Annotated in this window: 17 protein-coding genes; 8 read left to right on the top strand and 9 right to left on the bottom strand. The window is 69.0% G+C overall.

All coding sequences use genetic code 11. From position 1 onward, the window contains the following. Nucleotides 1-48: 48 nt before the first annotated feature. The 7 genes from waaC to LRR16_RS16260 all read right to left on the bottom strand — a co-directional run bounded on the left by waaC (nt 49) and on the right by LRR16_RS16260 (nt 7,519). Nucleotides 49-1,062, bottom strand: coding sequence for a lipopolysaccharide heptosyltransferase I (gene waaC / locus LRR16_RS16230; RefSeq protein WP_232206511.1), 1,014 nt, complete (start codon nt 1,060-1,062; stop codon nt 49-51). Between the two features lie 223 nt (nt 1,063-1,285). Further along, nucleotides 1,286-3,037 carry an ABC transporter substrate-binding protein gene (locus LRR16_RS16235; protein WP_232206512.1) on the bottom strand — a complete coding sequence of 584 codons (1,752 nt, stop codon included), beginning with the start codon at nt 3,035-3,037 and terminating at the stop codon, nt 1,286-1,288. Nucleotides 3,038-3,171: 134 nt separating this feature from the next. Continuing rightward, nucleotides 3,172-3,480 (bottom strand): DUF2160 domain-containing protein, encoded by a 309-nt coding sequence (locus LRR16_RS16240; protein ID WP_174107149.1) that lies wholly within the window; start codon nt 3,478-3,480, stop codon nt 3,172-3,174. Between the two features lie 27 nt (nt 3,481-3,507). Continuing rightward, nucleotides 3,508-4,329 (bottom strand): carbohydrate ABC transporter permease, encoded by an 822-nt coding sequence (locus LRR16_RS16245; protein ID WP_006576490.1) that lies wholly within the window; start codon nt 4,327-4,329, stop codon nt 3,508-3,510. Next, on the bottom strand, nt 4,322-5,203 hold the full coding sequence (locus tag LRR16_RS16250; protein ID WP_232206513.1) for a carbohydrate ABC transporter permease: 882 nt from the start codon (nt 5,201-5,203) through the stop codon (nt 4,322-4,324). The genes LRR16_RS16245 and LRR16_RS16250 overlap by 8 nt, the downstream gene beginning before the upstream one ends. Next, a complete protein-coding gene (locus tag LRR16_RS16255) occupies nt 5,200-6,333 on the bottom strand; it encodes an ABC transporter ATP-binding protein (RefSeq protein WP_232206514.1) in 1,134 nt (377 codons plus the stop codon). Before LRR16_RS16255 ends, LRR16_RS16250 begins: the two co-directional genes overlap by 4 nt. A gap of 4 nt (nt 6,334-6,337) precedes the next feature. Beyond that, on the bottom strand, nt 6,338-7,519 hold the full coding sequence (locus LRR16_RS16260; protein WP_232206515.1) for an ABC transporter ATP-binding protein: 1,182 nt from the start codon (nt 7,517-7,519) through the stop codon (nt 6,338-6,340). Nucleotides 7,520-7,724: 205 nt separating this feature from the next. On the opposite strand from LRR16_RS16260, the gene LRR16_RS16265 reads away from it, so the two are divergent. Beyond that, nucleotides 7,725-8,492: a DeoR/GlpR family DNA-binding transcription regulator gene (locus LRR16_RS16265; RefSeq protein ID WP_064576047.1), complete on the top strand. Its 768-nt coding sequence runs from the start codon at nt 7,725-7,727 to the stop codon at nt 8,490-8,492. A gap of 196 nt (nt 8,493-8,688) precedes the next feature. Here LRR16_RS16265 and purU read toward each other — a convergent pair whose 3' ends face one another. After that, nucleotides 8,689-9,555, bottom strand: coding sequence for a formyltetrahydrofolate deformylase (purU, locus tag LRR16_RS16270; protein WP_232206516.1), 867 nt, complete (start codon nt 9,553-9,555; stop codon nt 8,689-8,691). 96 nt (nt 9,556-9,651) lie between these two features. Further along, a complete protein-coding gene (locus LRR16_RS16275; RefSeq protein ID WP_232206517.1) occupies nt 9,652-10,536 on the bottom strand; it encodes an NUDIX hydrolase family protein in 885 nt (294 codons plus the stop codon). Nucleotides 10,537-10,631: 95 nt separating this feature from the next. Between LRR16_RS16275 and glpK the strand changes: the two genes are divergently transcribed. The 7 genes from glpK (at nt 10,632) to LRR16_RS16310 (ending at nt 22,708) form a co-directional block, all read left to right on the top strand. Beyond that, nucleotides 10,632-12,221 (top strand): glycerol kinase GlpK, encoded by a 1,590-nt coding sequence (glpK, locus tag LRR16_RS16280; protein WP_232206518.1) that lies wholly within the window; start codon nt 10,632-10,634, stop codon nt 12,219-12,221. Between the two features lie 56 nt (nt 12,222-12,277). After that, nucleotides 12,278-13,888, top strand: coding sequence for a glycerol-3-phosphate dehydrogenase/oxidase (locus LRR16_RS16285; protein ID WP_232206519.1), 1,611 nt, complete (start codon nt 12,278-12,280; stop codon nt 13,886-13,888). A gap of 67 nt (nt 13,889-13,955) precedes the next feature. Next, complete coding sequence (locus tag LRR16_RS16290; RefSeq protein ID WP_232206520.1) at nt 13,956-14,336, top strand: MliC family protein; 381 nt, start codon at nt 13,956-13,958, stop codon at nt 14,334-14,336. Nucleotides 14,337-14,429: 93 nt separating this feature from the next. Continuing rightward, nucleotides 14,430-14,813 carry a hypothetical protein gene (locus LRR16_RS16295; protein ID WP_006577295.1) on the top strand — a complete coding sequence of 128 codons (384 nt, stop codon included), beginning with the start codon at nt 14,430-14,432 and terminating at the stop codon, nt 14,811-14,813. Nucleotides 14,814-15,376: 563 nt separating this feature from the next. After that, a complete protein-coding gene (gene bcsB / locus LRR16_RS16300; RefSeq protein ID WP_232206521.1) occupies nt 15,377-17,671 on the top strand; it encodes a cellulose biosynthesis cyclic di-GMP-binding regulatory protein BcsB in 2,295 nt (764 codons plus the stop codon). 16 nt (nt 17,672-17,687) lie between these two features. Continuing rightward, entirely contained in the window at nt 17,688-18,896 is a 1,209-nt protein-coding gene (bcsZ, locus tag LRR16_RS16305) for a cellulose synthase complex periplasmic endoglucanase BcsZ (RefSeq protein WP_232206522.1), read from the top strand. Beyond that, a complete protein-coding gene (locus LRR16_RS16310) occupies nt 18,878-22,708 on the top strand; it encodes a cellulose synthase subunit BcsC-related outer membrane protein (RefSeq protein ID WP_232206523.1) in 3,831 nt (1,276 codons plus the stop codon). The genes bcsZ and LRR16_RS16310 overlap by 19 nt, the downstream gene beginning before the upstream one ends. The last annotated feature ends 1 nt before the right edge of the window (nt 22,709 follow it).

Raw genomic sequence — 22,709 nt, forward strand, 5'->3', positions numbered from 1 at the left:
TGATACGACAATCGAACTCGACCGCCCCCGGAGCCGCTGCCGCTGACGTTATAGACCTGACGGCAAGGCATGCATCCCCGCCGCAGGCGCAGCCATCACGCCGCCGCCAGTCACCTGATCAATCGCCCCAATCACCTCTGGCACATCCGGCACCACGCCTTCATTGCCGATCGACACCGCCCGGCCCGGCTCGGAAATACCGAAGTGCTCGCGCGAGGTCGCGGTGAACAGCATCACCGAGGGCTTGCCCAGTGCGTGGGCAAGGTGGACGAAGCCGGTGTCGGTACCGATCACCAGGTCCGCGGCGGCGACGCGCTGGGCGCATTCGGTGATCGTCATCCTGGGCAGCACCTCGGCGTCCGGGATGCCACGGGCCAGCACTTCGGATTGCTCCTTTTCCGCGGGGGAGCCCCAGGGCAGCTGCACGCGATAGCCGCGGGCGTTCAGCTCGCGGCCGACCGCGATCCAGCGTTCCGGCGGCCATTTCTTGATCTCCAGCGAGGTCGCGTGGAACAGCATCGCGCGCGGCACGCCGTCGGTATTGAGTGGCGCGGCCGGAGCCGGGATGCGCAGTTCGTAGTGTTCCTTCGGGTCGAGCTCGTAACCGAGCGCCTTGGCGGCGACCAGGCGCATCTTGTGGCGTGCGGTGGCGTCGCCATGCGGCGCGAAGATGTCGGTATAGAACATCTCGGCACGCGCTTCTCCCAGGTGCCTGGCGGCATAGCCGAAGCGGCGGCGGGTGCGGGCCAGCCAGCCGACGATGGCGCTCTTGTAGACGCCGTGCACGTCCAGTACCACGTCGTACTTCTCACGGCGCAGTTCGCGCACCGCGGCGAGGATCGCGCGCAGGTCCTTCCATTGCTTCGACTTCTTGTAGCCGCGCAGCGGCGGCGCGATCACGCGGTCGACGCCGACCGTCCAGCGCGGGATATCGGCGCAGGAGGCATCGGCGACCCAGTCGATCTTGGCCTCGGGATAGGCGTGCCGCAGATCCCAGATCAGCGGCAGCGTGTGCGCCATATCGCCGAGGGAGGTGATCTTGATAACCAGGATGCGCTTCATGGGTGCAGGAGCGGGCCTTTGCCGCGGGGCTGGATTTTGCGAAGGCCGTAGTATGCACCAGAGGCTGGGCGGGGGGCGTGTCCGGAGGTAACGGAGGAAATTTGAAGCCGGGCGTGCGGTGGTTGCCCTCTCCCCGGCCCTCTCCCCGGCCCCTCTCCCCGGCCCCTCTCCCGCACGCGGGAGAGGGGAGAACTGCTGTGGGCCGGTCAGCCGGCCCACCCCATCACCGCACCTTGCCCTCCTTCCACGCCTGCAGCAGCTTCTCGTAGGCGATGGTCTCGCCCTTGGGCTTCTCGTTGGCCAGCTTCTTCCACGGCGCGTGCTCGTCGGACAGCCACTTGGCCGCATCCCCCTTGGGATTGAGCTTCGGCGCGCAGGTCGCCATGCCCGCGCGCTGCAGCCGCGCCATCACCTGGTCCATTTCCTCGGCCAGGCTGTCCATCGCGGCCTGCGGGGTCTTCTCGCCGGTCACCGCGGTCGCGACGTTCTTCCACCACAGCTGGGCCAGCTTCGGATAGTCGGGGACGTTGGTGCCGGTCGGCGTCCATGCCACGCGCGCCGGACTGCGATAGAACTCGATCAGCCCGCCGTACTTGGCCGCGTTCTTGGTCAGGTACTCGTGGTTGATGTCGCTGTCGCGAATGAACGTCAGCCCGGTCAGCGACTTCTTCAGCGACACGGTCTTCGAGGTCACGAACTGCGCATAGAGCCAGGCGCCCGCGAGGCGGTTCGGATCGGTCTTCTTGAAGAAGGTCCACGAGCCCACGTCCTGGTAGCCGTTCTGCATCCCCTGCTTCCAGTACGGGCCATACGGCGACGGCGCCATGCGCCACTTCGGCGAGCCGTCCGCGTTGACCACCGGCAGCCCCTTCTTGGTCATGTCGGCGGTGAAGGCGGTGTACCAGAAGATCTGCTGCGCGACCTGCCCTTGCGCCGGCACCGGCCCGGCCTCGGAGAAGGTCATGCCCATCGCCTGCGGCGGCGCGTACTTCTTCATCCAGTCGACGTACTTGGTCAGCGCATAGACGGCGGCCGGGCTGTTGGTGGCGCCGCCGCGCGCGACCGAGGCGCCGACCGGCGTGCACTTGTCCGCGGCCACGCGGATGCCCCACTCGTCGACCGGCATGCCGTTGGGCAGCCCCTTGTCCGCGGTGCCGGCCATCGACAGCCAGGCATCGGTGAAGCGCCAGCCCAGCGACGGGTCCTTCTTGCCATAATCCATATGGCCGTAGACCTTCTTGCCGTCGATTTCCTTGACGTCGTTGGTGAAGAAGTTGGCGATGTCCTCGTAGGCGGACCAGTTGGTCGGCACGCCGAGGTCGTAGCCGTACTTCGCCTTGAACTTCTCCTGCAGGTCCTTGCGGGCGAACCAGTCGGCGCGGAACCAGTAGAGGTTGGCGAACTGCTGGTCCGGCAGCTGATACAGCTTGCCGTCCGGCGCGGTGGTGAACTTGGTGCCGATGAAGTCCTTGATGTCGAGATCGGGATTGGTAAATTCCTTGCCGGCGCCGTTCATGTAGTCGGTCAGCGGCAGGATCGCGCCATAGCGGTAGTGCGTGCCGATCAGGTCCGAATCGGAGATCCAGCCGTCGTAGATCGACTTGCCCGACTGCATCGACGTCTGCAGCTTCTCGACCACGTCGCCTTCCTGGATCAGGTCGTGATTGACCTTGATGCCGGTGATCTCTTCGAACGCGCGCGCCAGCGTCTTGGCCTCGTACTCGTGTGTGGTGATCGTCTCCGACACCACGTTGACCTGGGTCACGCCCTTGGCCTTGAGCTTGGCGGCCGCGTCGATGAACCACTTCATCTCGGCCAGCTGCTTGTCCTTCGATAGCGAGGACGGCTGGAACTCGCTGTCGATCCACTTCTTCGCCTCGGCTTCTCCCGCCCAGGCGGCATGGCCGCAGGCGAGCGCGGCGGCCACCGCCACCAGCTTCACCGCAAGCCTTGCCCGTTGCTTCAGCGCTATCATCGATGTCTCCTCGAATGGCCCTTCCCGAAAGCGTTGCGGGTCGCGGCCGGGGAAGGATTGAGCCGCGCTACCTGCGAATACCAACCAGACGCACCTCTGAACCACAGCGAACAACCCCGGGGATCACCCGTAAATCACCCCTTGCGCATCACCAGCGCCAGTACGGCCATCGACAGCACGAAGCTGATCCACACGGACGGCTCCTCCGGCAGCGAGAACCAGTTCATCATCGCCTCGCCCAGTCCGACCCAGGCGAGGTTGATCCACGCTGCGCACATCAGCCCGATGAACAGCCGGTCGCCGCGCGTGGTCGCGATCGGCAGCCAGCCCTTGCGCAGGCGCGTCGGCGAGCGCAGCTCCCAGATCGTCATGCCGATCAGCATCAGCACCACGCAGACGAAGAACACCGCGACCGGCGTGGTCCACACCATCCAGCCGAACATCGCCGTCGTTTCCATCGCCACCCCCGCTCAGACGCGGCCCATCGCGAAGCCCTTCGCGATGTAGTGCCGCACGAACCAGATCACAATGCCGCCGGGCACGATCGTCAGCACACCGGCCGCGGCCAGCACGCCCCAGTCCATGCCCGAGGCGGAGACCGTGCGGGTCATCGTCGCCACGATCGGCTTGGCGTCGACCGAGGTCAGCGTGCGCGCCAGCAGCAGCTCGACCCAGCTGAACATGAAGCAGAAGAACGCCGCGACGCCGACGCCGGCCTTGATCAGCGGCAGGAAGATCGTCAGGAAGAAGCGCGGGAACGAATAGCCGTCGACATAGGCGGTCTCGTCGATCTCGCGCGGCACGCCCGACATGAAGCCCTCCAGGATCCACACCGCCAGCGGCACGTTGAACACCAGGTGGGCGAGCGCGACGCCCAGGTGCGTGTCCATCAGCCCGACGCTCGTATAGAGCTGGAAAAACGGCAGCAGGAACACCGCCGGCGGCGTCATCCGGTTGGTCAGCAGCCAGAAGAACACATGCTTGTCGCCGATGAACTGGTAGCGCGAGAACGCATACGCGGCCGGGAGCGCCACGGTGACCGAAATCACCGTGTTCAGCGCGACATAGATCAGCGAGTTGATATAACCGGAGTACCACGACGAATCGGTGAAGATCGTGCGGTAATGCTCCAGCGTGAATTGCGCGGGCCACAGCGACAGCGTCGACAGGATCTCGTCGTTGGTCTTGAACGACATGTTGAGCATCCAGTAGATCGGCAGGATCGCGAACACCAGATAGACCAGCAGGAAAGCGGCGCGCCACCAGCCGCCACGCGAGGCCGGATCATGCATGGGGAACGTCCTCGGCGACGGTGCCCGCACGCTGCATCCAGTTGTACAGCACGAAACACAGCAGCAGGATGATCAGGAAATAGACGATCGAGAACGCCGCGGCCGGACCCAGGTCGAACTGCCCCACCGCCTTCTGCGTCAGGTACTGCGACAGGAACGTGGTGGCGTTGCCCGGCCCGCCGCCGGTCAGCACGAACGGCTCGGTATAGATCATGAAGCTGTCCATGAAGCGCAGCAGCACCGCGATCATCAGCACGCCGCGCAGCTTGGGCAGCTGGATATGGCGAAACACCGCCCAGCGCGAGGCGCCGTCGATCTGCGCGGCCTGGTAGTAGGCGTCGGGAATCGCGCGCAGGCCGGCGTAGCACAGCAGGCCGACCAGCGGCGTCCAGTGCCAGACGTCCATCACCAGCACCGTCAGCCACGCGTCGAGCGCGTTGCCGGTGTAGTTGTAGTCGAAGCCGAGCCCGGCCAGCGCGGCGCCGAGCAGGCCGATGTCGGTGCGGCCGAAGATCTGCCAGATCGTGCCGACCACGTTCCACGGAATCAGCAGCGACAGCGCGACGATCACCAGCACCGCCGACGCCTTCCAGCCGCGCGCCGGCATCGACAGCGCCAGCAGGATGCCGAGCGGAATCTCGACCAGCAGCACCGCCAGCGAGAAACCGAGCTGCCGCAGCAGCGCGTCGTGCAGCTCGCCGTCGCGCAGCACCGCGCGGAACCATTCGGTGCCGACGAACACGCGCCGCTCCGGCGAGATGATGTCCTGCACCGAGTAGTTGACGATGGTCATCAGGGGCAGGATCGCCGAGAACGCGACGCAGACCACCACCGGCAACACCAGCAGCCACGCCTTCTGGTTGATCGGCTTCATCGGACCAGCTCCTCGTCGACGTAAAAGCAGGTATGGCGGTGGAACACCGAGAACCAAGCGGTCTCGCCGGGCCGCAGCGCGGCGGCCTCGTCGCCGAGCCGGGCGCGCAGCAGCGGCGCGCCATCGGCGCTGTCGATGCTCTTGCCATGGGCACCGCTGTCCTGCAGCCGCGCGGCGGCGATCCAGTAGGTGCCGATGTCCTGCGCGCGTTCGATCAGCGCGGGCACCGCCTGCTCGTCATCGGAGCGCGCCAGCCGCAGATATTCGGGGCGCACGCCGATCTTGAAGGTGCCGGCCGCCTGCAGCCGCTGCACGAGGGCATCATCCGCCGGCGGCGCATACCGCCGTCCGGCCAGTTCGATCCAGCCGTCGCGCCAGCGCGCCGGCAGGAAGTTCATGCCGGGCGAGCCGATGAAATGGCCGACGAACGTATGGGCCGGCCGCTCGAACAGCGCATCGGCGGTACCGACCTGCACGGCCTTGCCGCGCGACATGACCACCACCTGATCGGCGAAGGTCAGCGCCTCGGTCTGGTCGTGCGTGACATAGATCAGCGTCAGATGGAATTCGCGGTGGATCTGCTTGAGCTTGCGCCGCAACTGCCATTTGAGGTGCGGGTCGATCACGGTCAACGGCTCGTCGAACAGGATCGCGGCGACGTCGTGACGCACCAGCCCGCGCCCCAGCGAGATCTTCTGCTTGGCATCGGCCGACAGGCCGCTGGCCTGGCGATCGAGCACGGCCGACAGGTCCAGCATCTCGGCCACCTGCCCCACGCGCTCGCGCACCTGGGCCTGCGGCACGCCGCGGTTGCGCAGCGGAAAGGCGAGGTTCTGGCCGACGGTCATGGTGTCGTAGATCACCGGGAACTGGAACACCTGGGCGATATTGCGCGCCTGCGGCGAGTCGCCGGTGACGTCGCGGCCATCGAACGACACGGTGCCCTGCGACGGCCGCAGCAGGCCCGAGATGCAGTTCAGCAGCGTGGTCTTGCCGCAGCCCGAGGGCCCCAGCAGCGCATAGGCGCCGCCGTCGTCGAAGGTAAAGCGCAGCGGCAGCAGCGCATAGTCCTCGTCGCTGCGCGGATTGGGGCCGTAGGCATGGGCCAGGTCCAGGTCGATGCGGGCCATGGCCTCAGTTCCCCTGCCCGTTGGCGCGCCGCGGATGCACGCGGCGCGGCGCGCGCACGCAGCGTCCCTGCGCATCGAACAGATACAGCTGCGACGGATCGAGCCGCAGCGTCACCGTCTCGCCCAGCGCCAGCTCCAGCACGCCCGGCACCTGGGCGACCAGATTGCCGACCGCGGTGTCGACGTGCACGAAGGTATCGGAGCCCGACAGCTCGGCCAGCGCCACCCGTCCCGGCAGCGGCACGCCCTCCCGCGCGCGCGGTACGCCGACCGCGAGCTCGTCGTGCCGGTCCGATACGCCATCGAGCCACAGCGTGCCGGCGCGCACGCCGACGGTCACAGCGCCGGCATAGCCTTGCAGCGCATCGCGGGCACCATCGACGGCGTTGTCGATGGCGCTGTCATCCGGGCGCAGCACTACCTCGATGCCGTCGGGCAGATGCACGGCGCCATCGCGCCATTCGCCGGCAATCAGGTTCATCGGGGGATCGCTGAAGGCGCGCGCCACGCGCAGCGAGTCGGGGTAATGGAAGACTTCGGCCGTCGGCCCGTATTGCAGCAGCTCGCCGGCATCGAGCACCGCGGTATGGCCGCCGAGCAGCAATGCCTCGCCGGGCTCGGTGGTCGCGTAGATCACGGTTGCATCGCCCTGCGCGAACAGCTGGGCGAGCTCCTCGCGCAGTTCCTCCCGCAGCTTGTAGTCGAGATTGACCAGCGGCTCGTCCAGCAACATCAGCGGCGCGCCCTTGGCCAGCGCCCGCGCCAGCGCGACGCGCTGCTGCTGGCCGCCGGAGAGCTCGGCCGGATGGCGCTCGAGCAGATGTTCGATATGCAGCCGCGCCGCCAGCGTCCGCACCTGCCCGTCGATATCGGCAGCGCCGCGCAGCCGCAGCGGCGAGGCGATGTTGTCGAACACCGTCAGCGACGGGTAGTTGATGAACTGCTGGTAGACCATCGACACATTGCGCTGGCGTACCGGCATGCCGGTCACATCAGCGTCGTCGACCAGCACGCGGCCGGCGCTGGGACGGTCGAGCCCGGCCATCACCCGCATCAGCGACGTCTTGCCGGCCTGGGTCGCGCCAAGCAGGATCGTCACCGCGCCCGGGACCGGGGCCAGCGACATCGGATAGAGATGGACCTGCGAACCTGCCTGCTGCGCGATGCCTTCCAGTCTGAGCTGCATCCGGTCTCCGTCGGGGTTCTTGCCCTGCGCGCGGCATGGTTCGGCCCGAAGGAAGGTCGCGCGGTCAGCGGACACAGGGCGGGACGCGAAAAGGGACTCCGGCGCGCATCGATGGCTTGCTTGCTCGTTTTAGTAAAGAAGCGAACAAAAAACAATAGTGCAATGCGTCATTTGTTTTCGTTTTTGTTTGAACTAGAATCCCGGCATGACGCTCAATCCCCGCCAGACCGCTCTTCTGGAAGAAGTCCGCAGCCAGGGCTTCGCCTCCATCGAAGAGCTAGCACGCAAGTTCGGCGTGACCCTGCAAACGGTCCGGCGCGACGTCAATCTGCTGGCGGAGAACGGCATGCTGGCGCGCTTTCACGGCGGCGTGCGGATGGATGGCTCGACCACCGAGAACATCGCCTATCGCCAGCGCCAGCTGCTCAATGCCGAGGGCAAGGCGCGCATCGCGCGCGCGGTGGCCGCCGCGGTGCCCGAGGGCTGTTCGCTGATCCTGAACATCGGCACCACGGTCGAGGAGATCGCGCGGGCGCTGGTCCATCATCGCGGCCTGCGCGTGATCACCAACAATCTGCACGTCGCCAACATCCTGGCCGACAACCAGGACTGCGAGGTGATCGTGGCCGGCGGGGTGCTGCGTTCGCGCGACCGCGGCATCGTCGGCGAGGCCACGGTCGAGTTCATCGGCCAGTTCAAGGTCGACATCGGCCTGATCGGCATCTCGGGCATCGAGGCCGACGGCACGCTGCGCGATTACGATTTCCGCGAGGTCAAGGTGGCGCGCACGATCATCGAGCATTCGCGCGAGGTCTGGCTGGCCGCCGATGCAACCAAATTCAACCGGCAGGCGATGGTCGAGCTGGCGCACCTGTCGCAGATCGACCGGCTCTTCACCGACGAGCCGTTGCGGGCGCCGTTCGAGCAGATCGTCGCGGACAGCGGAGTGAAGTGTGTGGTGGCGGGAGACTAAGGGGCGGAGCTGCCCTCTCCCCTACCCCTCTCCCGCAGGCGGGAGAGGGCATGTCGGTGTGCGCGCGCTGCCGGCCTTCTCCACATCCAGCGCGGGCGGTCGAGAGGCAGTCGGTCTGCGGGTACTGACGGTGCTCTCCCCTCTCCCGCGCGCGGGAGAGGGGCGGGGGAGAGGGCAACCCCGGCAACAGCGGTCCTTACTTGAAAACGACCGTCTTGTGCCCGTTCAGCAGGATGCGATGTTCCGCATGCCACTTGACCGCGCGGGCCAGTGCCACGCATTCGACGTCGCGGCCGACCGCGGTCAGCTGGTCCGGGTCCATGCTGTGGTCCACGCGTTCGATCTCCTGCTCGATGATCGGGCCTTCGTCGAGGTCGGCGGTCACATAGTGGGCCGTCGCGCCGATCAGCTTGACGCCGCGATCGTGCGCCTGGTAGTAGGGCTTGGCGCCCTTGAAGCTGGGCAGGAACGAATGGTGGATATTGATCGCGCGGCCCTCGAGCTTGCGGCACAGGTCGTTCGACAGCACCTGCATGTAGCGCGCCAGCACGACCAGGTCGATCTTCTGGTCCTGCACCACCTCGAACACCTTGGCCTCCTGCGCGGCCTTCTGCTCGGCCGACGCGTTCATCAGCGGCAGATGGAAGAACGGAATGTCGTAGGACGCGGCCAGCTGGTAGAAGTCGCGATGGTTCGACACGATGGCCGCGATCTCGACCGGCAGCTGTCCGCTCTTGGCGCGGAACAGCAGATCGTTCAGGCAATGGCCGATGCGCGACACCATGATCATCACGCGCGGCTTGATCGCGGCATCGAACAGCTCCCACTGCATCGAGAACTGCTCGCCGACCGGCGCAAACCCGCTCTTGAGCGCGCCGAGCTCCGGACCGCCCGGGGCCGCGGTGAAATGCACGCGCATGAAGAAGCGACCGGTGTACTCGTCACCGTACTGGTCCGAATCGACGATATTGCAGCCGTGCTGGAACAGCAGTCCCGAAACGGCATGCACGATGCCCGGCTGATCGGGGCACGAAATGGTCAGAATAAAGCCTGGATTGCTCATCGTTGGGGTTCTCTGGAGGGGGCGCGCCCGGCGAACCGGCCGCCTTGCGGGGCCCCATACGGCGCGCCGTACGGGGCCCGGTACAGCGCGGCTGCGCTAGTCGGCGAAGCCCGGTACCGGCGGCGCCCAACCGCGCCGGCGCAGCGCACAGAGCGTCACCAGCGTGGCATCGAGCGTCATCGCGCCATCCGCCATGATAGCAAGCGCGGCGTCCGGGCCGACCCGCCGGTGCTCGGCGACCTCACCGTCGCGGTTGTGCGGCACGAAGTCGGCGGGCAGTTCCAGGTCGTACAGATAGACCGTTTCCCACTGCACGCCCTCGTCGATTTCGCGCAGCACCTGCACCGTGCCGTGGGCCTGCGCCTGGGCCGCCAGCCACGGGGGAATGCCGGACTCCTCGTCGCATTCGCGCACCAGCGTGGCCAGCGGATCGCTGCCGTGCGGCATGCCGCCGGCGACCAGGTTGTCCCACATGCCGGGATCGACCGCCTTGCTGTCGCTTCGCCGGGCGATCCACAGCGCGCGCTGGCCGGCCACGATGCCGTTCATGTGCGAGGCGAACGTCAGCAGACCGAAATAGCGCGCGGCCGCGCGTTCGATCGTCGCCAGGGCCGGATGATCCAGCGCCGGCGTGACGGCGAACGCCTCATCGCGCCAGCCGCGCAGCAGGTTGTGCGCGGCCAGTCGGCGGGCCACCGTGGCCAGCGCCGCGGTACGCGCGTCGAAACCATGGATCCGCGGCAACAGCACGACCGTGTCGTCGGCTTCCGTGCCCAGCACGGCGAAGCCGATGCCCTCGGTCCCTTCCAGCTCGCGCAGCGTCTGCGCATGCCGGCGCGGCAGCCAGCCGACCTGCAGGCCGTCGACGGTCAATCGCAGATGCTGGGCGGGATCGAAGCGCGAGCGCGCGCCGAGGCTGGCGGCCACGTTGGCGGCCAGGTTGGCGGCAATGCGTTGTGCAAGGTCGTGGGAAGGGGACATCGACATATTGGCGCCCGCCAGGGGCGTTCTTCTTTCGGCTCCGCCGTACGCAACCGCGGAACCACGGAATCATTGAAATCAGCAGGATGGCAGCCATGACCGACAGCACGACGCCAGCGCGCGGCGAATACATCCTGGCGCTCGACCAGGGCACCAGCAGTTCGCGTGCGATCCTGTTCGATCATGCCGGCAATGTGGTGCGGATCGCCCAGCGCGAATTTCGGCAATATTACCCGCAGCCCGGCCATGTCGAGCACGACCCCTACGAGATCTGGCAATCGCAGCTGGCCGTCGCGCACGAGGTGCTGAACGGCGCCGGCGTGTCCGCGCGCCAGATCCGCGCGATCGGCATCACCAACCAGCGCGAGACCGCGGTGCTGTGGGATCGCCGCACCGGCGAGCCGGTCGGCCGCGCGCTCGTCTGGCAGGACCGCCGTACCGCACCGATGTGCGAGGCGCTGCAGCGCGACGGCCATGGGGAGCGCTTCCGCGCCAAGACCGGTCTGGTCATCGACGCCTATTTTTCCGGCACCAAGCTGCGCTGGATGCTCGACCACTACGACGGTGCGCGCGAACGCGCGGCGCGCGGCGAGCTCGCCTTCGGCACGGTCGACAGCTGGCTGATCTGGCAGCTGACCGATGGCGCGCGCCATGTGACCGACGTCTCCAACGCGTCGCGCACGATGCTGTTCAACATCCACGAGTTTCGCTGGGACGACGAGCTGCTGGCGCTGCTCGACATTCCACGCAGCCTGCTGCCCGAAGTGGTGCCGTCCAGCGGCGAGGTCGCGCGAACCGCGGCACGCGTGTTCGGCGCCGAGCTGCCCATCGCCGGCATCGCGGGCGACCAGCAGGCGGCGACGTTCGGCCAGGCCTGCCTGTCGCCCGGCATGGCGAAGAACACCTACGGTACCGGCTGCTTCCTGCTGATGAACACCGGATCGGCGCCGGTGGTCTCGCAGAACCGGCTGCTGACGACGATCGGCTGGCAGCTCGGTTCGCATGCCGGCGATAGCGGCAAAGCCACCACCCAGTATTGCCTCGAAGGCGGCGTCTTCATGGGCGGCGCGACGATCCAGTGGCTGCGCGACGGCTTGCAGATCATCCAGAGCGCGCCCGAGGTCGAGCCGCTGGCGCGGCAATGCGACGACACCGGCGGCGTGGTGCTGGTCCCCGCCTTCGCCGGACTCGGCGCGCCGCACTGGGACGCGTTTGCGCGCGGCACGCTGATCGGCATCACGCGCGGCACCGGCCGTCCACAGATCGCGCGCGCCGCGCTCGAGGCGATCGCGCTGCAGAGCGTCGACGTGCTGGACGCGATGCAGAAGGACGCCGGCATCGCGCTGGCCGAGCTGCGCGTCGACGGCGGCGCCTCGCGCAGCGACCTGCTGATGCAGATGCAGGCCGATCTGCTGGGCACCGCGGTCGTGCGCCCGCGCGTCACCGAAACCACCGCGCTGGGCGCCGCCTATCTGGCGGGCCTGGCCAGCGGCTTCTGGCGCGACCAGCAGGAACTGGCCAGCCAATGGCAGATCGAACAGCGTTTCGAGCCGCGGCTGTCGGCCGATGCGCGCGCCAGCCAGCTCGCGCGCTGGCATCGCGCGGTGGAGCGCGCGCGGGATTGGGCGCGCGACGATGCGGCGCCGGCCAATGTGGCATCGGCCAATGCCCCGTCGGCCAGTTGAGCCCGCGCCCTCGAACCGTCTTACCCACCGATCCGATTCGCACCGCTTTCCTTGCCATGCAGACACCCAACCCTACCCTGCCCCCGGATCGCGCGGCGCTGCTCGCCACGCTGGAGCGCGAGCGCCGCTGGGACGTGATCGTGATCGGGGGCGGCGCGACCGGACTCGGCACCGCGGTCGATGCCGCCTCGCGCGGCTACCGCACGCTGCTGCTGGAGGCCGCCGACTTCGCCAAGGGCACCTCGAGCAAGGCCACCAAGCTGGTGCACGGCGGCGTGCGTTACCTGGCCCAGGGCAATATCGGGCTGGTGCGCGAGGCGCTGCAGGAGCGCGGCATGCTGGCGCGCAACGCGCCGCACCTGGTGTGGCCGCTGGGCTTCGTGGTGCCCGCCTATCAGCTGTTCGACCAGCCCTTCTACGGCATCGGCCTGAAGGTCTACGACATGCTGGCCGGCAGCCGCAATCTGATGGACAGCCGCTGGCTCAACCACCAGCAGGCAATGGACGCGGCGCCGACGCTGGCCGAGCATGTCGGCGGCCGGCCGCTGCGTGGCGCGAACCTGTATTTCGACGGCCAGTTCGACGACGCGCGCCTCGCAATCGCGCTGATGCGCACGCTGTTCGATCTGGGCGGTGTCGCGCTGAACTATGCCCGCGTGACCGGTCTCGTGATGCAGGCGGGCGTGGTCGGCGGCGTCACGGTGCGCGACGAGCTCGGCGATGCCGAACTGACGCTGCATGCCGAATGCGTGATCAATGCCACCGGCGTCTGGGTCGACGCGGTAAGGCGCATGGAGGACGAGCGCGCGCAGATGATGGTCGCGCCCAGCCAGGGCGTACACCTGACGCTGCCGCGCAGCTTCCTGCCCGGCGATCGCGCGATCCTGGTGCCCAAGACCGACGACGGCCGCGTGCTCTTCCTGGTGCCCTGGAACGGCCACACGATCGTCGGCACCACCGACACGCCGCGCCGTGACCTGCCGCTGGAGCCACGCGCCGAGGACGACGACGTCGACTTCATCCTGGAGACCGCGGCGCGCTATCTGTCGCGCGATCCCACCCGCGACGATGTCACCAGCGTCTGGGCCGGCTTGCGCCCGCTAGTCAAGGCGACCGGCGAAAACTCGACCGCCTCGCTGTCGCGCGAGCACACGATCGTGGTCTCGAAGGCGGGCCTGATCACCGTGACCGGCGGCAAATGGACCACCTACCGCAAGATGGCCGAGGATGTCATCGACACCGCGATTCGGCGCCAGATGCTGCGCGCCGCGCCCTGCGTGACCGCCGACCTGCCGCTGCATGGCGCGGGCGCATGGGCCGGCCACCAGGCCAACCTGAACGCGCCGGACCGCTACTATGGCGGCGATCTGGGCCTGCTGCGCAGCCTGCCCGGCGCGGACAACGTGATCGCGCCCGAATCCGGCCTGACCGAGGCCCATGTCCGTTTCGCCGCCCGCTATGAACTGGCGCGCAAGGTCGAGGACGTGGTCGCGCGCCGCAACCGCCTGCTGTTCCTCGACGCGCGCGCGGCCGACGCGGTGGCTCCGCGCGTGGCCGCGATCCTCGCGGAAGAACTGGGCCACGACGCCGCCTGGCAACAAGCCGAGGTGGACAGCCTGCGCGGCCTCGCGGCAAGCTATCGTCTCGATGCCGGCGCGGGACGTTGAGCGTCACGCGCGGGCGCGCCTCCTGATCGATTGCACCTGGACCGTCTCCCCGCAGGAACCCACCGACATGGTCAAGCCCCTCCCCTTTCGCCGCGCCGCGCTGATGGCCTGCGCCCCGCTGCTCGCGGCCGCCTCGTTCACCGCGCCGGCACAGGCCCGCCCCGGCATCGACGGCGTGCGCTTCGACCCACCGATCACCGTGCATTACCGCTGCGACGACGACAAACGGCTGACCGCACGCTATTTCAACAGTGCCGACAACCAGATCGCGATCCTGCGGCTCGACGGCAAGCCGCTGCTGTTCGTCACCGTCCTCAGCGCGTCCGGGGCACGCTACGCGCATGGCCAGCACGTCTGGTGGACCAAGGGCGACGAGGCCATGCTGCAGGACGTCACGCAGGGCGAAAACGCGCCCCCGGTCTACGCGAACTGCCGCGCGCAACGATAGGCGCGCCGCGCCCGTCCGCGAGGGATTGGTGAATGGTGGGCGGGACCATGGTGTCCGAGCGATAATGCGGGTCATCGAATCAGGGAGAACACCATGGACGAGATAGACGATCTGTCCGATCTGCCGATGCCCCGCTTCATCTGGGGCTTCGCCATCGCCACCGGCAAGGGGGGCGAAGTGATGCACGACGAATTCGAGTATCTGACCCATACCCGCAGCCCGCGCTTCACCTGCCGCGTGGTCGAGCTGGAGGACATGCCGACCGAGAGCGACGACTCCGACATCGACGGCCGCATCGTCCACTACGACGATCCCGCGCGCCTGTTCTACATCACCGATGCAGGCATGGCGCTGGTCAATTTCGAGCTGTTCGACAAGCTGCCGGACCGCCAGAAGCTGAAGAAGGTCTGCGACGAGGCCATCCGCAACTGGATGATCCGGCGCGACTTCCTCGACAGCGAGGATGACGAGGATTGAGCGGGCACGGTGCGCATTGATGCAGCGCACCGATATGCAGCGCCCATGCGGGCAGCCCGTCGGACAGCCGGTCGGCCCAGTCCTACAAGCCTAGCGGAGGGGTCCCGACAGTAGGCCCCGGCCGCGCTCCCTATAGTGAAGCCATGGAGTTCACGACAAGGAGCGAAACCATGCCTTATATCCTCGCCTGGTTGCTGGGTGTACCCGCCTTCGTGCTGGTCCTGATCTGGCTGTTCGCGCACTGATCCCTGGGCATGGCCGGCGGCTTCCGCGACGGTCCGCGCGACCCCCTCGCCGTCGGCCACGCCCCAATGTGGCAACGATCCAACGTCCGCCCCCAAGGCGGACGTTTTTGTTGCGCCCGCGGTCTGCGCGAGCGGACGGCGTGCGACATTGGTGTAGACTCCGCCCGACAAGGCGCATCGTATTGCACAGAGCGCCGCCCCCGCCGCAGCTATCGAGGGGAACCTGGCCAGACGGACGCACAGCGGGCGTTCACCGTTTATTTGGCATTGATGACGAGGATCGATTCGACTGTCGCCACGCCGCGCCGGCGTGGCGCCATGCTGACCACGGCATGGCTTCTGGCCGCGATGGCACTGCCGCCGGCCCACTCCCAACCCGCCTCCCCCAATTCTGCAGTCGAAGGTCCGAGCAGCAATGGCGGCGCCACGCCCGGCGTCGGCGCGCCGGCCACTGCCGCGTCCGCGCCGGCCGGCACGGCGGCCCGCCGCCAGGTACTGACGGTCGCCGAAATGGGCGCCTATGGCCCGATCGCGCTGCGCGGACTGGATCCCGAACGCGTGCTCAATGTCGGCATCCGTGCGGACGAGGTCGTCACCAGCGCCACGCTGCGGCTGCACTACACCTACTCGCCCTCGCTGATCTATCCGCTGTCGCATCTGAAAATCAAGCTGAACGACGAGGTCGTCGCCACGTTGCCGCTCGAGGCGAATCGCGCGGGCCAGCAGGTCACACGCGACATTCCGCTCGAGCCGCGGCTGTTTACCGACTTCAATCGGCTGGCGATCGAATTCATCGGCCACTACACGGTGGACCACTGCGAGGACGCCGCGCATTCGGCGCTGTGGACGGATATCAGCGCCAACAGCGCGCTGACGCTGACCACCGCCGCGCTGCGCCTGCCGGACAATCTGGCGCTGCTGCCGCTGCCTTTCTTCGATCGCCGCGACAATCGCCGCGTCACCGTGCCGTTCGTGCTCGCGGAGAACGCCGACATGGCGACGCTGCGCGCGGCCGGCGTGGTGGCGTCGTGGCTGGGCGCGCTGGCCGACTATCGCGGCGCGCGCTTCCCGGTGGCGCGCAGTGCGCCGGCCGGCCAGCACGCGATCATGCTGACGTTGCCCGGCCCCGCCGCCGCCGCGCTGGGACTGCGCGAGATCGCCGGCCCGACGGTCACGGTGATGCCCAATCCGAACAGTCCCGACCACAAGCTGCTGGTGGTCGCCGGCCGCAATGCCGAGGAGCTGACGACCGCGGCCAACGCGCTGGTGCTCGGCAAGGCCGCGATGTCGGGCCGCCAGGCGTCGATCCAGAGCGTCGACCTGGGGCCGCCGCGCGCCCCCTATGACGCGCCGAACTGGGCGCCGGTCGATCGTCCGGTGCTGTTCCGCGAGCTCGTCACCGATCCGCAGCAGCTGCAGGTGTCGGGCAACGACCCGCAGGCGATCCGCGTCAACCTGCGCGTGCCGGCCGACCTGTACGGCTGGAACCAGCGCAGCGTGCCGCTGAACCTCAAATACCGCTATACCGCGCCGTCGACCTACAACGACTCGGTGCTGAACGTCGATATCAACGAGCAGCTGGTGCGCTCGTATCGCTTGCGGCCGCTGTCGGGCAGCGACGACGAGAATCTGGTCAGCGTGCCGCTGCTGTCGGGCAGCGACGCGGTGGTCTCCAACGCGATCCGCGTGCCGGCCTTCCGCGTCGGCAGCGACAACCAGATGCAGTTCCGCTTCCATCTGGACTCGCAGAAGACCGGCCTGTGCGCGTCGACACCGGCCAAGGTCGCACGCGCGGCGATCGATCCGGACTCGACCATCGACTTCAGCGGCTTCGCGCACTATGCCGCGATGCCGAACCTGGCCTTCTTCGCCAACAGCGGTTATCCGTTCACGCGGCTGGCCGATCTGGCCGACACCGCGGTGGTGCTGCCAGACGCGCCGCGCGCGATCGACCAGGAAGCCCTGCTGACGCTGCTCGGCCATATGGGCCGCTGGACCGGGCTGCCGGCGCTGCGCGTCACGGTGGTGCCTGCCAGGGACGTCGAATCGGTCGGCCAGCGCAATCTGCTGATCGTCGGCAACGGCAGCGCCGGCGAACTGCTGGCGCGCTGGGGCAAGTCGCTGCCGCTGATGATCGCGCGCGGCAAGACCGAGATGGCGCTGCGCGACCAGCGCGCCAGCGCATGGTCGAACTGGCTCAGCGACAGCGAACCGGAGGCGATGACGCCGGCAGGGCGCGCAATCCTGTCGGCCGGCGGTCCGCTGGCCGCGCTGGTCGGCTTCGAATCGCCTTTTCGCGAACGGCACAGCGTGGTCGCGGTGACCGCGACCGAGGCCGACCGGCTCGGCGATGTGCTCGATGCCCTCGACGATCCGGCCAAGGTCGCGCAGATCCGCGGCGACCTGACCGTGGTGCGTGCGAAGGAAGTCGAAGGCCTGCGGCTCGGCGAGCGCTATTTCGTCGGCGATTTCCCCTGGTATGCGCGGGTCTGGGTGCGGGTGTCCTCGCACCCGGTCTTCCTCGGCATCGCCGGCATTCTGGCCGGCCTCGCGGTGGCGCTGAGCGCGTTCTGGGCGCTGTCCCGGCTGGCCGCGCGGCGCAACGGGGGCTGAGATGGCGAGGTTCGCGATGGCGGGGTTCGCGATGGCTGCGTGCCTGCGCGGCAACCTCCGCCGGCTCGCGGCGGCTTCGCGCGCGCTGCTCGGCGCGGCGCTGCTGACGGCGTCGCTCGGCTGTGCCGCGGCCTCCTGCCCCTGGCCCGCCTGGGACAGCTTCAAGCGCGACACGGTCAGCGCCGACGGCCGCGTGATCGACGCCAGCACGCCGCAGCAGACCACGGTGTCCGAGGGACAGGCCTATGCGCTGTTCTTCGCGCTGGTCGCCAACGACCGGCCAACGTTCGAGCGGCTGCTGGCCTGGACCGAGAACAACCTGGCCGAAGGCGACCTCGCTTCGCGCCTGCCTGCGTGGATCTGGGGCAAGCGCGAGGCGGCCGGCGGCAAGCCGGAAAGCTGGGGTGTGCTCGACAGCAACCCCGCCTCCGACGCCGATTTGTGGATCGCCTACGCGCTGCTCGAGGCCGGCCGGCTCTGGCAGGAGCGCCGCTACACCGCGCTCGGCACCGTGATCGCGCGCCAGGTGCTGCAGCGTGAAAGCGCGCTGCTGCCGGGGCTGGGCCGCACGCTGCTGCCCGGCCCGGTGGGCTTTCATCCTTCGCCGACGCTGTGGCGGCTCAATCCGAGCTATGTGCCGCCGCAGCTGATGCGCCGCTTCGCCACGCTGTGGCCGCAACAGCCGGAATGGGCGCAGCTGCTGTCCAGTTCGGCGCGTCTGCTGCTCGATACCGCGCCGCGCGGCTTTTCGCCGGACTGGGTCGAATATCACGGCGGCGCCAAACCGGGCTTCCGTCCGGACCAGCAGACGCAGGCGGAAGGCGCCTACAACGCGATCCGCGTCTATCTGTGGGCCGGCATGCTGTCGCCGCAGGACCCCTTGCGCGCGCCGCTGCTGAAGACCTATCGGCCGATGGCGGACTACACCATCGCACAGGGACACCCGCCCGAACGCGTCGATACGCGCTCCGGCTCCGTCGGGCCGAACTCCGGCAATGCTGGCTTTTCCGCCGCGGTCGCGCCGTATCTGGCCGCGCTCGGCGAAGCTGGCGCCGCGCAGCGGCAGGTGGAGCGGATGCGCAAGCTGGCCGCCGAACAGCCGCTGGGCTACTACAGCCAGGTGCTGGCGCTGTTCGCGCTCGGCCATCTCGATGGCCTGTACCGTTTCGAAGCCGATGGCGCGCTGACGCCGGCCTGGACCGCGACATGCCCCGCTCGCCGCTGATTCCCGCCGCCGCGGTGCTGCTCGTTCCCGCGCTGCCGGCCACCGCCCAGACCGCCGCTGCGCCCGCCGTCGCCCCCTCCATCAACGCGGAGCTGGCGCGCCTGCTGTCGTCGGCGCGCATGTGGGAGGCCAAGAACCGCGCCGATCTGGCGCGCGGCGCGCTCGACAAGATCCTGACGATCGAGCCGCAGCAGCCCGATGCGCTGCTGTTGCTGGCGCAGATCGAGCTGCGTTCGAACCGCCCTGCCGAAGCACAACGGATCCTGCAGCGCCTGCGCCAGCACCATCCGAAGCACCCGGCCACGCGCGAGCTCGAGGACAGCTATCGCATCGCCACGCAGGACAAGCGCGAAATGGCAACGGTGCGCATGCTCGCGCGCGGCGGCAACGAGAAGGAAGCGCTCGAACGCCTGCAGAAGCTGTTTCCCGACGGGCCGCCGCAGGGCGAGCTGGGAATCGACTACTACCGCATCCTGGCCGGCACCGACGCGGGCCGTCCGCACGCGATCGCGGAACTGCGCCGGCAGTTGGCGCAGCGGCCAGACGACGCCCGCCTCGCGCTGGTGCTGGGCGACCTGCTGACCGACCGCCCCGCCACGCGCGCCGAAGGCCTCGGCCTGCTGTACCGGCTGAGCCAGCGCACCGACGCCGACCGCAAGACCGCGCTCGATATCTGGCGCCGCACGCTGTATCGCGTCAGCGACGATCCGGCTTACGCGGTCTGGTTCGAGCGTTATCTGCAGGAAGTGCCCGACGACGACATCGCGCGGCAGACGCTGGCCGAGCTCGACCGCAAGCGCGAAGCGCATCGGCGCATGCTGGCCGATCCCGCCTACCAGGCACGCCAGCGGGGCCTGCGGCAGCTCGAGCGCGGCAATCTTGCCGAAGCGCAGGCGGCTTTCGAGCAGGCGATGCGCACGCGCGGCAACGATGCCGAGGTGGTCGGCGGCCTCGGGCTGGTGCGGCTGCGCGAGGGCCGGCACGACGAGGCGCGCGCGCTGTTTTCGCGCGCGCTGCAGCTCGATCCCGAGCAGGGCAACAAATGGCGCAGCCTGCTGGACACCGCGACCTTCTGGGGCACCATCGCCCGTGCGCGGCTGGCCGGCACGCAGGGCAAGCCCGGCGAAGCCGAAACGCTGGCCCGACAGGCGCTGGCTCGCCAACCGGACAACGCCGATGCGCTGGTGATCCTGGCCGACGCGCTGGTCGCGCAGCAGCGTGAGGCCGAGGCCGAGACGCTGCTGCGCCAGCAGCTCGCCGGCCGCACGCCCGACCCCGGCGCGCTGCGCCGGCTGGTGACGCTGCTGCAGAACAACGGCCGCGGGGCCGAGATCGATCCACTGCTGTCCGCCACCGAGGCGCGCCTGCAGACATCGCCGGCCAATGCGCAGACGCTGCGCCAACTGCGCGCCGAGCTGCTGACGCGGCAGGCAGACCAGCTGCTGGCCGAGCGCCGCGCGAGCCCGGCCATCGCCCGACTCGAGGAAGCGCTGCGGCTGACCCCCGACGCACCGTGGACACGCTACATGCTGGCACGGGCCTATCGCGATCTCGGGCTGCCGGCGCTGGGCCGCGAGACCATGGACGAAGGCCTGCGCCTCGCGCCGAACGCCGACATGCGCTATGCGAGCGCGTTGTACCTGCATTCCGTCGACGACCCGGATGCCGCGGCCGCGCTGCTGGCGCAGATTCCGGAAGCGGAGCGCACCGAAGGCATGCGCGAGCTCGGCGGCAATCTGCGCGCGCAGCAGCTGCTGCGGCAGGGCCGCCTGGCGCTGGCCGCCGGCCGGCACGACGAGGCCCGCGCGCTGCTGCGGCAGGCCGCGGACGCGACGCAGGCGGATCCGCAGATGCTGGCCACCGTCGGCCGCGAAGCGATCGCGCTCGGCGAGTCCGACTATGGGCTCGGGCTGGTGCAGCAGTGGCTGGCCGCCCATCCCGACGATCCGGCGATCGGCGTGCGGCTGCGCTACGGCGAACTGCTCGCCGCCGCCGGGCGCGACGAGGCGCTGCGTGCCTGGCTCGACGACCTGCGGGATCGCGACATGCAAAGCCGCGGCCAACGCGGCGCCTTCGAGCCCGCGCAGCGCGCCGCACTCGACGACCAGTCGCTGCGGCTCGCGCTGCGCGATACCGACCGCCGTCTCGATGACGACGATCCTGCCGGGGCGCTGCGCGTATTGGCGGCGGTACCGGCCGAGCAACAGCAGGACCCGCGCTGGTCGCTGGCGCTGGCCGACGTGCGCGAGCGCCAGGGCGATCTCGACGGCGCCGCGGCGGCCGCCCGCACGGTGCTGGCACGGAACCCCGACGATGCCGACGCGCGGCTGACGCTGGCGCGGCTGGCCGAGCGCGCGGGACGCAACGACGAGGCGCTGCGCATCGTGCGCGACGTGCTGGCCGGCGCGGCGGACGACGATATCGATACGCGGCTGTCGGCGGCACGGCGGCTGACGGCGCTGCGCCGCGACGATGAAGCGGCCGCGGTGGTCGACCCCCTGCGCCAGCGCTATCCCGAGCGCGCGGATATCGTCGTGCAGCAGGGACGGATCGCGCAGTCCGGGGGCCGCTTCGACGACGCGGCCTCGCTGTACCGGCAAGCCCGCACGCTCGAGCAGGCCGAAGCCGCGGCCCCCGCGGCCGGCGGCACCGCCGCGCAGCGCGCGCTGCAGGACCTCGATGCGCGCCGCGACGGCCAGGTCGCCACCGCCACGTTGTTCTCGCGCAAGTCCGGCGACAGCGGCATCTCGGAACTGAGTGCGACCGAAATCCCGCTGTACGTGCGGATGCCGCATGGCTACACCGGCCACGTGTTCTTCCACGCCGACACCGTGCTGCTCGATGCCGGCACGCTGCGCATGGACGCCAGCGGCGCCGAAGAGTTCGGCCAGATCGCCGCGCGCGGCAGCGCCGGCATCGCGCCGCGCGGGCAAAGCGACAAGGGCGTGGCACTGGCCGCCGGCTATGCGTACAACGGCGCCTACGACAGTTGGCGCGCCGACCTCGGCACGACGCCGCTCGGCTTCCTGCAGCAGTCCGTGGTCGGCGGCTTGCGCTATCGCGCCGAACTGAACCGCGCCGCGGCCACCATCGACGTATCGCGCCGCGCGGTGACCAGCAGCCTGATTTCCTACGCGGGCGCGATCGATCCGGCCAGCGGCGAACGCTGGGGCGGCGTGGTGCGCAACGGCATCACGCTCGGCTATTCGCACGATGTCGGCCGCGGCAGCCTGTTCGCCACCGTCGGCGCCGGCGTGCTGACCGGGCATAACGTCCGCACCAATCGCGAGTTGACGGTACGCGCCGGCTTCGACTGGCCGCTGCTGCAGGCGCGCAACCAGCGCGTGACCAGCGGCCTGGTGGTCAATTACTGGCGCTATCAGGAAAACCTGCGCTACTACACCTTCGGCCATGGCGGCTATTACAGCCCGCAGCGCTATCTGTCGCTGTCGGTGCCGCTCGAATGGACCGGGCGGCGCGGCGCCTGGTCGTGGCGGCTGGGCGGCTCGGCCGGCTGGTCGGATACCTACGAAAAGGACATGCCGTTCTATCCGACCCGGCCGGACCTGCAGGCCCTGGCTGGCAATCGGTCGTTCCGCGGCGGCAGCGGCGGCGGCTTCAGCTATACCGCGCTGGCCGCGGTCGAATATCGCTTCGCGCCGAAGTGGGTCGCCGGCATGGCGCTGCAGATCGACCGTTCGCGCGACTACGCGCCCAATCGCGCGATCGCCTATCTGCGCTATCACTTCGAACCGCAACGCGGACCGGTGCCCTTCCCGCCCGAGCCGGTGCGGCCGTATTCCTCGTACTAGA

It is taken from the genome of Cupriavidus sp. UGS-1 (assembly GCF_021213615.1).
Taxonomy (GTDB): Bacteria; Pseudomonadota; Gammaproteobacteria; order Burkholderiales; family Burkholderiaceae; genus Cupriavidus.

Bases quoted from the DNA above. Each gene is read 5' to 3' on its own strand.
- waaC (WP_232206511.1), bottom strand. From the start codon at position 1,062: ATGAAGCGCATCCTGGTTATCAAGATCACCTCCCTCGGCGATATGGCG.
- LRR16_RS16250 (WP_232206513.1), bottom strand. From the start codon at position 5,203: ATGAAGCCGATCAACCAGAAGGCGTGGCTGCTGGTGTTGCCGGTGGTG.
- LRR16_RS16265 (WP_064576047.1), top strand. From the start codon at position 7,725: ATGACGCTCAATCCCCGCCAGACCGCTCTTCTGGAAGAAGTCCGCAGC.
- LRR16_RS16275 (WP_232206517.1), bottom strand. From the start codon at position 10,536: ATGTCCCCTTCCCACGACCTTGCACAACGCATTGCCGCCAACCTGGCC.
- LRR16_RS16290 (WP_232206520.1), top strand. From the start codon at position 13,956: ATGGTCAAGCCCCTCCCCTTTCGCCGCGCCGCGCTGATGGCCTGCGCC.
- LRR16_RS16260 (WP_232206515.1), bottom strand. From the start codon at position 7,519: ATGCAGCTCAGACTGGAAGGCATCGCGCAGCAGGCAGGTTCGCAGGTC.
- LRR16_RS16285 (WP_232206519.1), top strand. From the start codon at position 12,278: ATGCAGACACCCAACCCTACCCTGCCCCCGGATCGCGCGGCGCTGCTC.
- LRR16_RS16235 (WP_232206512.1), bottom strand. From the start codon at position 3,037: ATGATAGCGCTGAAGCAACGGGCAAGGCTTGCGGTGAAGCTGGTGGCG.
- bcsZ (WP_232206522.1), top strand. From the start codon at position 17,688: ATGGCGGGGTTCGCGATGGCTGCGTGCCTGCGCGGCAACCTCCGCCGG.
- LRR16_RS16295 (WP_006577295.1), top strand. From the start codon at position 14,430: ATGGACGAGATAGACGATCTGTCCGATCTGCCGATGCCCCGCTTCATC.
- bcsB (WP_232206521.1), top strand. From the start codon at position 15,377: ATGCTGACCACGGCATGGCTTCTGGCCGCGATGGCACTGCCGCCGGCC.
- LRR16_RS16310 (WP_232206523.1), top strand. From the start codon at position 18,878: ATGCCCCGCTCGCCGCTGATTCCCGCCGCCGCGGTGCTGCTCGTTCCC.
- LRR16_RS16240 (WP_174107149.1), bottom strand. From the start codon at position 3,480: ATGTTCGGCTGGATGGTGTGGACCACGCCGGTCGCGGTGTTCTTCGTC.
- glpK (WP_232206518.1), top strand. From the start codon at position 10,632: ATGACCGACAGCACGACGCCAGCGCGCGGCGAATACATCCTGGCGCTC.
- LRR16_RS16245 (WP_006576490.1), bottom strand. From the start codon at position 4,329: ATGCATGATCCGGCCTCGCGTGGCGGCTGGTGGCGCGCCGCTTTCCTG.
- LRR16_RS16255 (WP_232206514.1), bottom strand. From the start codon at position 6,333: ATGGCCCGCATCGACCTGGACCTGGCCCATGCCTACGGCCCCAATCCG.
- purU (WP_232206516.1), bottom strand. From the start codon at position 9,555: ATGAGCAATCCAGGCTTTATTCTGACCATTTCGTGCCCCGATCAGCCG.